Origin of the sequence: Brucella grignonensis (genome assembly GCF_002252505.1) — a bacterium.
GTDB classification, from domain to species: Bacteria; Pseudomonadota; Alphaproteobacteria; order Rhizobiales; family Rhizobiaceae; genus Brucella; species Brucella grignonensis.
This window is the reverse complement of sequence record NZ_NNRL01000147.1, coordinates 39289-51702: the sequence shown is the minus strand read 5'-3', so window position 1 is coordinate 51702 and position 12414 is coordinate 39289. Positions and strand designations below refer to the sequence as shown.

Genomic DNA, 12414 nt, shown 5'->3' with positions numbered 1-12414 from the left:
TAGCACTTTCGCCATGATTGCTTCGCTTTTCCGCCGAACTTTCATGCAAAGCGACAGCGAGAAAACCAATTATTATTCAGGACGAGTAGTATGGCGTTCGTCACAGAAACGTATGATTTCGCTTTGCCGCGTGGGATTAAAATCCCCAACCCTTTTGTATTTAAAGGTATTTTGCGTGTTGCAGGTCTTTTGGGCGCGGGCCTTCTGGCGGGAAGCTGCCTTATGACTGCCTTGGGTACTGTGGAAGCCGTGCTGCCAGCCTTTGTGCCTTTAGCGCCTGTCATGCGCCGTCTTCCGACGGTGACACCACATCAATTGGCCGTTGTGGATCAAAAAATCGGCATGGGTCACGTTATCCGCCAACGCTTCATCGAAGCCTATACTGCCGACGCGCCATATTCCAATCTTGACTGGCGGCGCAACAAGGCACTTGCGGATGCACCTATCATTGCAGATGTTGGTCCTGAATCGGTTATAGAAGATCAGCCCATGGCAACGGCCGAGGTGGTTGAACCGCGCGACGAGCGCGTGGCACAGCCTGCACCCACCCAGGATGTCGTTTCACCCGCCATATTCGCCTCGGCCTCTGTTGCGGCGCAGACCGCAGCACAGGATTATAGCGCCCGTTTACAGGTTGGGCTGCCAACCAACGATGCGGTTCCCGTTCCGATGGCTGCACCGGATACCCAAATAGCTCGCGCGCCAATTGAAAACGATACAGACAGTTTCCTGCCTGATGACGTGCCGTTTCCTGGCCAGAAGCCCATCATCGATAAGCCAACAATTGCAAAGCCTGAAAAACAGGAAAAAACACAGCTGGCTTATGCGCCCCCAAGCGGCCAAACCGAAAATATTCAACGCGGGCTTTTTGGTCGGCTCTTTGGTCAGGCAGCCCGCAACAAGACGGCGATTTATGATATTTCCGCAGCAACAGTTTATCTGCCGAGCGGTGAAAAACTGGAAGCGCATTCGGGCATGGGCCACATGCGTGACAACCCGCGCTATGTTGATCAGAAGATGCGGGGTGCGACACCACCCAGCACCTATAAACTTCGTATGCGCGAAAGTCTTTTCCATGGCGTCGAAGCTGTGCGCTTACTCCCCGCCGATGGACGTAATCCGTATAATCGGGATGGGCTGCTGGCCCACACCTATATGCTACGCCGCGCCGGCGATTCAAATGGCTGCGTCGTCTTCAAGGACTATAAGCGGTTCTTAAACGCATTCAAACGCGGCGAATTTGATAAGATGGTCGTTGTGACCAGTATGTCGTCATCAGCAAAGCCTGCCCGCATTGCTTCCATCTTCTGACTATCATAAAAAAGAGCACCAGAGCTGAATCCTGTTCAATTCTGGTGCTCCAATCTGCATTAAATACCAATGCTTTCATAAAGCGGTGCGGTGATTTCAAGGATCAATTCAAGCGCACGGTCAGCTGCCTGCTTGTCTTCAGGCAATTCAAATTCTGCAAGTTCGATTGCCGCAATTTGAGAGGCCGGAATTGCGGCCAGTGCATCACGCAGTTGTGGTGCGAGCAATCCGTCTTCGATTGCGTAGGCCGCAGGAATTAGCCCAGGCTCCATAACATCCCAGTCAATGTGAACCCAGACCGGACTTGTGCCGATTGCCGCCAAAAGCGACTGTGCGTTGGCTATCTCGGGCCTGATTACCGTGACATTCTTGCGCTCAAGCGTTTCCATTTCTTCCGGATCAATGTCGCGCGCTCCAAAAATCACGACCTTTTCCGGCGCTACATTGCCGCCATGTCCGCTGTCCCAAAGTCCGCAAATGCCAGCAAGCGCCATTCCGCCCATGTAACCAGACTCTGTTGTGTCAGGCGTATTGAAATCACCATGTGCATCGACCCAAAGAACAGTCAGTCCATCTATCTGGCTTGCTGCTTGTGGGATCGTCGCAAGGCTCGCCGAACAGGTGTTGGTGGCAAGGAGAGGTCGGCGTCCAGCAGTCAATTCTTCTGAAACGGCCGCAGCGAGACCTTTGAGCGTTGCACGAGCTTGCGGCAGTGCTTCGCTCCAGTCATCGGAGACAGCAGATGCAGGTGTGCCAACAGTTTGGATCGAAAGATCGTAGCGCGCTGCCAGAGCTTTTGCGACGGCCAGAGCTCCCGGAATGGCGCCGGGAGTACGATCTGCGACACGGCCCTGAGAAGTGATGATGCGCGATTTCATGCGAGTCGTCCTTGATACTTGAAACAGGCAGAAGCTCTTTAACGAGTTCTCAAAATTATCGCTATCTGTTTGTTTTTGCGAAGCTTGGAGCAACTAAATATCAAACTGATCGAGTTTGCTTTGATCAGGATGGCTGGTTCAAGGTTTGTGTCGCCGACGAAAATGTATTCTCGTAATCTAGAACAATTTGATATAAGCCTGCGCGACATCGTTCCTCGTTCCCGTTACTGAAATTGCTGGAATCGATAGATATTCTTGCTCACGGTTAGAAATAGGAACCGATGATGTTCAACGGTTTTCGGCTTTTTATGCCCATATTGGCTGGTGCCAATTTGCGTGACCGGCTGATCGGCAGTCTGGGCGCATTGATCGGCATATGCCTGACGGGTCTGATAACCGCTCTCATTGTGGGCAGGGGGATCGAACTTCCTTTGATCGTGGCACCAATCGGCGCTTCTGCTGTGCTGATATTTGCAGTTCCCGCAAGTCCACTGGCGCAACCTTGGTCGGTCATTGGTGGAAATGTGATCTCAGCGCTTGTAGGCATCACAGTGGCCCGTTTTATAGGTAATCCGTTGATTGCCATCGGGGTTGGCGTTGCTCTCGCTATCGCAATCATGTCGCTTTCGCGTTGCCTGCATCCGCCCGGTGGAGCGGCCGCTTTGACAGCTGTTATTGGCGGTTCAAGCGTGACCGACCTGGGTTATCACTTTGCCTTCATACCTGTCGGGCTCAACTCTGTACTGCTGGTCGTCCTTGGTGTCGCCTTTCACAAACTGGCTGGGCGAAAATATCCGCATGTGCCGGTTGCAGCTCCGGCCAATACCCACAAGACCAACGATCTTCCCGCACCTTTGCGGGTAGGCTTTACGTCCGATGATATCGCCTCGGCGCTGAAGGAAGTTGATGAGACGTTTGATATTGATCCGGGCGATCTGGATCGACTGTTGAGGCAGGTGGAGTTGCAGGCGCTTATCCGCACCCATGGCACAGTGACGGCCAAAGATATCATGTCGCGCGATGTTATCAGCATTGCGGAGCACGACAGCGCAGACGAAGCGCGACGTTTGTTACTTGAGCACAATATTCGCACCTTACCCGTGATTGGCGAGCAAGGAAAACTGCTTGGTACTGTGGGGTTGCGCGAGTTGAGCCAATCTACGGCAAAGGTCAGTTCGCTGATGATTGAGGCTATAACAGCTCAGAAAGACGAACCGGTTGTGAAACTGGTGCCGCTGCTGACAGATGGCCGTTCCCATGCGGTTATTGTTACGGATCTGGACAACGTCGTTCAGGGGCTAATTTCGCAGACGGACTTGTTGAGTTCGTTGGCCCGTTCGCTACGGTTTCAGGAACCAGAGCCACCAAAGAAGCGCAAATCGCGGCTCAATCTGCTTCGGGGCGCAGGGATATAACCTCGTAAATGCCACGCCAACTCGTCCGATGGAACCGCTGTAAAAATGCGGTATCGCCGTTGCTTGCCTGCGTTTCGTCGGCGCTTATACGATAAAGCCACCGATCCGCCGGTCCAGCCCGCAGTTAATTGCTCCTAAGCTGCGCCAACACGATTCCAAAGGAGTAAAGAATGCGCGGCGCAGATATTTTGGTCCAAATGTTGATTGGCTATGGCGTGGAGACAATCTTCGGGGTGCCGGGCGATACCAACGTGCCTCTCTATGAAGCCCTGCAGCAGCGCGAAGGCGAAATCCGCCATATCATGGCGCGTGATGAACGCTCTGCCGGTTATATGGCGGATGCCTATGGCCGTTTTTCCAATAAGCCTGGTGTTTTCGAGTGTCCGTCAGGTGCGGGTGCTATGTATTCGCTGCCACCTGTCGCTGAATCCAATGGATCATCGATACCTGTCATTCTTCTGACCATTGATATTCCTTTGCCGGGAGAAGGGCGCGGTGTTCTCACCGAGCTTGATTGCGCCAAATTGTTCGAGCCTGTAACAAAGCTATCCGTTCAGGTAAAATCTGCCGAGAAACTGCCAGAAATCATCCGTCGCGCGTTTCGCGTCGCTTGTTCCGGTAAACCGGGTGCGGTGCATCTCCAGATCCCCGAGGATATGCTTCTCGCTGAGGTTGATCCCGCACGCATTTCACTGCACATCGAAGAAGAATGCAAAACCTTCCCGGCTTTTCCGACATTGCCGCCAAAACAGAAGCTGCATGAACTGCTTGAACTGATTGCAAAGGCGGAACGACCTTTGATTGTTGCTGGTGGCGGTGTCAATCGTGCCAGAGCGGGGGATCAGATTTCGAGCTTGGCCGAGAAATACAACATTCCCATGTGCACAACGATGACGGGGCAGGGCGCGATTGATGATGATCATCGTCTGGCCATCGGGGTGATCGGCGACAATGGTTATCATCCCCATGCCAATTGGGCATTGGAACATTCTGATTTTACCCTTTTTGTCGGATCACGCATCGGCTCTGTCGTGACGATTGGCTGGACCTTTCCCAAGATCACACTCAATCGGCGCCTTGCACAGATCGATATTTCGCCCGAGATCATGGCCAACAACTATGAGAATTTGCTCTCCATTCAGGGCGATGCATTGCTTGTTCTTGAAGAATTACTGCAGATCGAGCTGACGATTGAACCGAAAAAGCATGATAGCTGGATCGAGGAATTGAATGCTCGCAGGCGCATATTCTGGGAACATGCTGAGGAAGCTTTGAATGATGAGCGTGTGCCTTTGCGTCCTGAACGGGTTGTGCGTTCCTTCAATGATGCATTGAGTCAATCGGGACAGCCAGCCCTGATTTATTCTGATGCAGGTACACCGACGCCCTATATGACACGCTTTCTCAAGATCAACGATCAGGAAACACGGTTTGCCATTCCGCGTGCTTTTGGTGGTCTTGGATCAGCACTTCCAGCTACGGTGGGTGCATGGCGTGCCGATCCAGACAAGCGTCCCATCGGACTGTTCGGTGATGGTTCTTTCGGCATGACGGTGGGCGAGCTTGAAACGCTGGTGCGCTTGCAGGTGCCGGCGATCCTTATCCTGTTCAACAATGCGACATTTGGCTGGATCAAAGGTTTGCACAGATTGAAGGGGCACAATCAATGTTTTGGCGTCGATTTTCTTGCGCCAAAGGGGCAAGCCATTGCCGAAGCTTATGGCCTGAAAGCATGGACGGCAAAAACCGCCGATGAGGTTGATATAGCCTTGGCGGAAGCTTTCGCGTGGAAGGATGGCCCTTGCTTTGTCGATATTCATGTTGAATCGATCGCTGACCGTGTACCGCCGGTCTATTCATGGCTTTTAAAGCGCGGTGAAGACCCGCTTAATCTGAAACCGGTTGAACGCTCATACGTCTGAGCCGTTTTTGACTGCCATTATTTACGACGCCACCGGCAGAGAATGTCTGTGGCGTTTTGCTTCAGTGATAAACCAATCGCGGAACAAGCGGACATTTTTTGAACCCTGCCGCGCCTGCGCTGAGCAAAGAAAATAGCTCTCGCCAGATGTCTGCACGCGCTCAAGTGCCAGTTTGAGTTTTCCTGACCGCAATTCTTCCTGCACAAAAATTCTGGGCGCGATGGCGAGCCCCATACCTGCAACAGCACATTCGATAATAACGTCATGCGTTGGCAGACGCGGACCAAAGATACGCTTGTTGTAATGGATACCCGCGCCGCGCAGCCAATGCAGCCACAGGCTGGGCCTGTTTGAGTTCTGGATCAGTGGGAAATCGAGCAATTCGACATCTCCGGACAGTCCGTTTTCGGGCACGATGTCAGGCGATCCGATCACGACAAGCTCTTCAGGGAACAGTAGATGGCTACGCACATTGGCCCAGTTGCCGATGCCGCGCAGTACGGCAAGATCGAGATCGGATTTCCCCCAGTCAAGATCATGTGAGCAGGGAAACACCTCAAACCAAATCTGCGGATGAGATCTCGCAAAGGTGCTGATAATACCCGGCGCCCATTTCCGCATCAGTGTCGGCGGCAAGCCGACTTTGAGCAGGCTTTGCGTTTTATACCCGCGCACTGCATCCATCGACACTTCTTCAAGCTTTGCCAGAATGCGCGAAACTTCCTCATAATAGTTCTGCCCTTCTTCGGTCAGAACCAGTCGCGGTCCAGCGCGTTCAAACAGTTTAAGCCCGAGAAAAGATTCAAGATTTTGTATCTGGCGGCTCACTCCGCTTTGGGTCATCCCAAGATTTTCCGATGCGCGCGTGAAGCTCAGATAGCGTACCGAAGCATCGAAAGCGTGCAGAGCCGAAAGGGATGGAAGAAAGCGGCGCATTGGGTAACCTCAGAATTTCATCATGAGTTTAAGTCATGCATAATCCAATTTTCAATGCTTTTATTTGATGAGAAAGCGCCGCATTCTCATTAAAAATAAACATAAGGGAACACGATGGACTACGGTGATAGTATCGACCGAAATCTGGTCAGTATCCTGGAAGAAAATGCGCGTCTCCCGGCGAGTGAGTTGGCGCGGCGCGTGGGTCTTGCCCGATCAAGTGTTCAGGAGCGGATAGGCCGTCTGGAGCGTCGCGGCGTCATATTGGGATATCGGGCTATCGTCCGCAGGGGGAAGGATGACAACAGCATTTCGGCCTATTTGTTCATCACGGCCTCGCAACGTATTGTGCAGCGCCTGTTTGCAGCCTTGCGCGCTTATCCGGAAATCCTGACCGCTGATGCCATCAGTGGCCCAGCCAATATATTGTGTCGGGTTCATGTCGGATTTCTCGAAGATCTGGAAGCACTCATCGAGGAGCTGGCACAAATCGAAGGGATCGAGAACGTCAGTTACTCGGTGGTACTTTCCAATAAGTTTAATAGAGAAAGCAGCCTGGCGCATTCAAGTGCCCAATAATGCTCAATGGAATGCTCGATTCAAAAAGAGGGAAACAACAATGAATAGACGTAAGTTTATCCAGACAACGCTTTTGGGTGGCGCGGCGGTCGTGCTTGCCCCCGGCTTTTCGTGGGCTGTCGAGGAAGGTGCGACACTGAAATCCATCAAGGACCGGGGCGCTCTACGCATAGGTGTATTCAACGGCACCGCTCCCTACTATCAGAAAAATCTCGCCACTGGCGAATGGGATGGTTTCTGTGTTTCCATGGGTAAGGATCTTGCAGAGTATATTGGTGTGCCGCTGGAAATGGTCGAAACAACCTGGGGTAATTCCGTCATGGACCTTCAGGGTGGCAAAATCGACATCATGTTTGCCCTCAGCAACAATCCTGAGCGCGCGAAATCCGTCGATTTCACCGAAGCCATGATGGATAACGTCTTCACCGTCATCACCAACAAAGACCGCGAGGTCAAAAATTGGGAAGAATTGAACAAGCCGGAAATCCGCGTCACGGTTGATCTCGGATCAACACAGGATCTCTTCGCCCGCAAGACATTGCCTAATTGTACGCTCGTTGCGCTCAAAGGTGCGGATGAAACAGTTATCGCACTACAGTCTGGCCGGGCCGATGCGATTGTGCAGGTTGCGCTGATGTCTGTGGTAACGGCGCACAAGCTTGGCAGCAAATTTAAGGTTTTTGTTCCGGAGCCGCTGGATAGCCAGCCAACGACGATTGGTGTGCGCAAAGACGAAAAGGGCGAATTCCGCGACTACGTTGATGTTTGGCTTAAAAAGCGTCGCGAGGAGGGCAAGGTCAACGAATGGATCGTCAGCAGCCTTTCGCTTGTCGGCGTCCAGCCATCTGACCTGCCGCCGACTCTGAAGTTCTGACGCGTCCACCATCATGCAGCATCAGCAAAGGTCACTCGGTGTCATCATGCTTGACACCGGCTTTCCGCGTCCGCCTGGAGATGTCGGTAATCCGGCATCCTGGGAGACGCCAGTGCGTTTCAAAAAGGTAACAGGAGCATCGCCTGATAAGATCATTCGTCAGGGTGGCGCCGGGTTGATCGAAGACTTCGTCATTGCGGGTGAAGCCTTGATCGCTGAAGGCTGTAGCGCGTTGGTGACGTCTTGCGGTTTCATGGCCCGTCACCAAAGCGCGCTGAGTGCAAAGCTTTCGGTGCCGATTGCCACTTCCAGCCTGCTTCAGTTGTCGATGGTAAGCACACTGATCGGACCGCAACGCAAAGTGGGTGTGATCACCTATGATGAAGCGAGCCTCGATGATGCGATCTTTGCTGCTTGTGGTGCCGACGTCAGGACGCCACGGATTGGCATGCCAGACGGTGGGGCCTTTCGTGAACTGATTGAAGGCGGTGGAACTTATGACCACGCTGCGCTTGAAGCGGAAATCACACATGCGGCGCAAGAACTGAAGTCGCGCGAACCTGATCTCGGTGCCGTTGTTCTTGAGTGCACGAACATGCCGCCATTCGCTCAAGCCGTTGCAAAAACATGCGGCTTGCCTGTGTTCGATGTTCTGTCGCTTGGACATTGGCTGTTCAGCTCAACGTCTTCCCGCGCCTTTACCGGGATGTCAGAAAGAGTGAATTAATGGACTATCAATGGGACTTTTCCGGCCTCTGGCAGTATCGGGGTTTATTCCTTCAGGGCCTGGCCTACACCGTCGGTTTCACGATTATAACCGTACTCTCGGGCATATTCGTTGGAACGGTTTTTGCTCTCGGCAGGCTTTCAGGCAACAAGATCATAACCGTCCCCATCATGACGGTCGTTGAGATATTTCGCTGTACGCCGGTGCTGGTACAGCTGGTCTGGTGCTACTACGCACTCCCGATGCTGATCGGATTTGAAATTTCGCCAGCCATGGCGGCTTTCATTACGCTTACCTTCTATGGTGCGGCCTTTTATGCAGAAATCATCCGTGGTGGCATCGTTTCCATTGATGCGGGGCAGTGGGATGCAGGACGTGCAATCGGTATGCGCCGCGGCCAGCTTATGGGCAAGATCATATTGCCGCAAGCACTGCGCCGCATGGTGCCGCCATTGGTCAACCAGTCCGTGCTTCAGCTGAAAAACACATCGCTTTTATCGGTTCTTGCTGTGCCTGACCTTCTTTATCAGGGCCAGCTTGTCACCTCGGCAACCTATCGCCCGCTTGAAACCTACACCCTGATTGCAGTGCTTTATCTCGTCGTTCTCTTCCCTCTGACGCGGCTCGCCCATGGGCTGGAGGGCAGGCTGAAATGATGAACCGTATTGAGCGAACCGTCATTGTGGAGATAAGCCATGAGTGCTGAACCGATGATTGAAGTGCGTGGGCTGAAAAAGTCTTTCGGCGACATCGAGGTGCTGCGCAATATCAGCCTCACTGTCGAGCGCGGACAGGTGGTAGCGCTTATCGGGCCAAGCGGCTCCGGCAAATCAACGCTGTTGCGCAGTCTCAATCTGCTTTCGCTGCCCGATGGGGGGTACATCGCAATTGGTGAGCAGAAGATAGATTTCTCGTCCGGGAACGTGTCGCTTAAAGACAAATATCTCGCGGCATTCCGCGCCAATACCGGGATGGTGTTCCAGAACTTCAACCTGTTTCCGCATATGAGTGTCCTCGATAACGTGATGATCGGGCCGGTCACTGTTCTCAAGCAGGACAAAAGGGCAGCGCGTCAACTGGCTATGGAACTGCTGGAGAAGGTTGGGCTTGCAGCTCGTGCCGATGCCAGACCTGAGCAGCTTTCCGGCGGTCAGAAACAGCGTGTGGCGATTGCGAGAGCACTCGCAATGCGTCCTGACGTGATGTTGTTTGATGAAGCGACATCGGCACTCGATCCGGCGCTGGTCGGCGAAGTTCTGGCGGTCATTCGGCAATTGGCCGAGCAGGGCATGACGATGATCCTTGTGACCCATGAAATGGCTTTCGCGCGCGATGTCGCTGACAAAGTCATCTTTATGCAGGACGGTTACGTCGTTGAAACCGGCGATGCTCGTCAGGTGATCAATGAGCCGCGCGAAGCTGCAACCCGAGAGTTTCTGAGTCATTTCCATGGCGGTCTCGCATAAATGCGCGCGCAGAACGGATAAATGTCATGACAGGCAATGTTATTGTCGTCGGGGCTGGCATTATCGGCTCCACCACCGCTTTGCGGCTCGCAGAGGCTGGTCTGAAAGTAACGCTGTGCGACGGCGCAGAACCGGGCGGCGAGCAAAGTGCAAGCTACGGGAATGGTGGCTGGATCAGCCCAGCTTCGATCATTCCAATGAGTATGCCGGGACTATGGCGGCAGGTGCCGGGCTTTCTGCTTGATCGCAATGGGCCGCTGACCCTTGATTGGAAATCGGTTCCAAGACTGACGCCATGGTTGATGCGGTTTTTGCTTGCGGGTGCAACCAAATCGCGCGTGACGAAAACTGCGGCCAAGCTCAACTGGTTGCTTCATGATGGACCGAAACGCCACCTTGAGCTGGCCAGCAAGACCGGGCAGGAACATCTCATCGTGCAGAAAGGCCTGCTTTACGCTTATCCTGATCGTGCAGCCTTTGAAGCTGAAGCGCTTAGCTGGCAGCTGCGTCGTGATAACGGCATTCTGTTCGACGAATGGCAGGAGACGGAGCTGCGCGAACGTATTCCTGCTCTTGGGAGTAACTATCGTTTTGCCATTCATGTGACGGAAGGTGCGCATTGCCTTGATACCGGAGGTTATGTTGCGGGTATCGCAGCGCAAGCTGAAAAAGCCGGTGTTCGCTTCATCCGAAGAAATGTCGTGAGAGTTCTCACCGGTGTTTCACCGCGTGTTGTGCTCGATAATGATGAGAGTATTGCCGCCGACCATATTGTGCTGGCAGCAGGCATCCATTCCGGGCGTATCATGCAGGATCTCGGCATGCATGTGCCCATGCAAAGCGAGCGCGGCTATCATGTAACCTTGCCGATGAATGAGCTTCCTTTCGATATCCCGATCATGCCGAGCACCGGGCGAATGGGAAATACGCCGACCAATATGGGTTTGCGTCTATCCGGCCAGGTTGAATTGGCAACTGTGGAGAAAGCCCCGGATTGGCGACGTTCAGAAGTGCTGCTGAAACACGCGCTGGCGAGCTATCCCGACCTGGCAAAGCAGGATCTGCAGAATCTCAAACTCTGGATGGGGCACCGGCCATCGCCTGCAGATGGCGTTCCGGTGATAGGCAAACTCACGCACCATCAGGGGATCGTTGCCGCCTTCGGTCACGGTCATATCGGGATCGCTGCAGCCCCCAAAACCGCCGATATGGTGCTCGATGAAATCAACAACTTACCTTCCGAAAGCGCTCGCGTCTTCTCGCCAGCGCGCTTCGGCTGTTAGAGCGGTTCCAGTTAATATTGAACAGTTGGAACTGCTCTATCTTTTTGTTTTTACGCATTATCCTTACGCAAAACCGCTTCGCACTTTTGCTGGAAATGCTTTGATTATCCCGAACTCGAAGGACTGAAACTATGATGCTCAAAGGTGGCTACACCAATTATGGCCAGCAGATCGGCGTACTGATGCTGGATACGATTTTTCCTCGTCCGGCTGGCGATATTGGCAATGCCCTGTCCTATGATTTTCCTGTGCGTTACAAGACGGTGAAAGGTGCTCATGCCACACGCATTATGGGCAATAATCCTGATCCCAAGCTGATTGAGCCTTTTATCGAAGCCGCGCGCGAGCTGGAAGCGGAAGGCGTTCGCGCCATTACCACGAGTTGCGGCTTTCTTGGGCCGTTTCAAAAGGATATCGCGGCAGCGGTCAACATTCCGGTCTTTACTTCATCCTTGATGCAGGCACCGATCATTCATGCAATGCTGGCTCCTGGCAAAGTCATCGGCGTTTTTACCGAGCGCGCGCATCATATGAATGATGCACATTTCAAAGGCGTTGGCTGGTCATCTGAGGTCATTCCCGTGCAGGTGCAGGGGATGAAGCAGAATGCTGAATTTCCGCAGACCTATATTGAAGGCCGCGATTATCTTGACACGGAAGTGCTGAAGGAAGAGATGCTGGAAATGACGCGGGAGTTCATGGCAAGCTGTGAAAATCCGGGCGCTATTCTGTTTGAATGCACAAATATGTGCCCGTTTTCGTCCTATGTGGCTGCTGAATCCGGTTTACCGGTGTTCGACATCAACACGCTGATCAATACTTTCTATCTGGCAGCCAACCCACGCCGTTATCTCTGAAATCGACACGAGAATGGATCGCAGCGGCAGTTCATTTTAGCCGCTGCGAGAATCTATCTATCATTTTTTATCAAGACTGGTGGAGGAGCAGTCACCAAGCTGCCCATTTCAACATATTCCGCCCACACAGAATAAATTTGCCTCAACACTGCATATTTCAGTCGCC

12 protein-coding genes are annotated in these 12414 nt (G+C 53.0%); 10 read left to right on the top strand and 2 right to left on the bottom strand.

Annotated features, from left to right (window positions below):
• Positions 1-90: 90 nt before the first annotated feature.
• Entirely contained in the window at positions 91-1311 is a 1221-nt protein-coding gene (locus CEV33_RS02545; protein WP_094538895.1) for a DUF2778 domain-containing protein, read from the top strand.
• Positions 1312-1370: 59 nt separating this feature from the next.
• Here the strand turns inward: CEV33_RS02545 and CEV33_RS02540 are convergent, their stop codons facing one another.
• Positions 1371-2189, bottom strand: a complete 819-nt coding sequence (locus CEV33_RS02540; RefSeq protein ID WP_094538894.1) for an arginase family protein — start codon at positions 2187-2189, stop codon at positions 1371-1373.
• A 281-nt stretch (positions 2190-2470) separates the two neighbouring features.
• Here CEV33_RS02540 and CEV33_RS02535 point away from each other — a divergent pair, with 281 nt between their 5' ends.
• Both CEV33_RS02535 and CEV33_RS02530 read left to right on the top strand, forming a co-directional pair.
• Entirely contained in the window at positions 2471-3604 is a 1134-nt protein-coding gene (locus CEV33_RS02535; protein ID WP_094538893.1) for an HPP family protein, read from the top strand.
• A gap of 170 nt (positions 3605-3774) precedes the next feature.
• A complete protein-coding gene (locus CEV33_RS02530) occupies positions 3775-5526 on the top strand; it encodes a thiamine pyrophosphate-binding protein (protein WP_094538892.1) in 1752 nt (583 codons plus the stop codon).
• A 21-nt stretch (positions 5527-5547) separates the two neighbouring features.
• Here CEV33_RS02530 and CEV33_RS02525 read toward each other — a convergent pair whose 3' ends face one another.
• Positions 5548-6462, bottom strand: a complete 915-nt coding sequence (locus tag CEV33_RS02525; protein ID WP_094538891.1) for a LysR substrate-binding domain-containing protein — start codon at positions 6460-6462, stop codon at positions 5548-5550.
• A 114-nt stretch (positions 6463-6576) separates the two neighbouring features.
• Between CEV33_RS02525 and CEV33_RS02520 the strand changes: the two genes are divergently transcribed.
• The 7 genes from CEV33_RS02520 (at position 6577) to CEV33_RS02490 (ending at position 12248) form a co-directional block, all read left to right on the top strand.
• Positions 6577-7041, top strand: a complete 465-nt coding sequence (locus CEV33_RS02520) for an Lrp/AsnC family transcriptional regulator (protein ID WP_094538890.1) — start codon at positions 6577-6579, stop codon at positions 7039-7041.
• A gap of 40 nt (positions 7042-7081) precedes the next feature.
• Entirely contained in the window at positions 7082-7915 is an 834-nt protein-coding gene (locus CEV33_RS02515; RefSeq protein WP_094538889.1) for a transporter substrate-binding domain-containing protein, read from the top strand.
• Positions 7916-7928: 13 nt separating this feature from the next.
• Positions 7929-8642: an aspartate/glutamate racemase family protein gene (locus CEV33_RS02510; RefSeq protein ID WP_094538888.1), complete on the top strand. Its 714-nt coding sequence runs from the start codon at positions 7929-7931 to the stop codon at positions 8640-8642.
• On the top strand, positions 8642-9298 hold the full coding sequence (locus CEV33_RS02505; RefSeq protein WP_094538887.1) for an amino acid ABC transporter permease: 657 nt from the start codon (positions 8642-8644) through the stop codon (positions 9296-9298). The genes CEV33_RS02510 and CEV33_RS02505 overlap by 1 nt, the downstream gene beginning before the upstream one ends.
• Before the next feature lie 39 nt (positions 9299-9337).
• Complete coding sequence (locus CEV33_RS02500; RefSeq protein ID WP_094538886.1) at positions 9338-10108, top strand: amino acid ABC transporter ATP-binding protein; 771 nt, start codon at positions 9338-9340, stop codon at positions 10106-10108.
• Positions 10109-10134: 26 nt separating this feature from the next.
• Positions 10135-11391 carry an NAD(P)/FAD-dependent oxidoreductase gene (locus tag CEV33_RS02495; protein ID WP_094538885.1) on the top strand — a complete coding sequence of 419 codons (1257 nt, stop codon included), beginning with the start codon at positions 10135-10137 and terminating at the stop codon, positions 11389-11391.
• A 131-nt stretch (positions 11392-11522) separates the two neighbouring features.
• Positions 11523-12248 carry an aspartate/glutamate racemase family protein gene (locus tag CEV33_RS02490; RefSeq protein ID WP_094538884.1) on the top strand — a complete coding sequence of 242 codons (726 nt, stop codon included), beginning with the start codon at positions 11523-11525 and terminating at the stop codon, positions 12246-12248.
• The last annotated feature ends 166 nt before the right edge of the window (positions 12249-12414 follow it).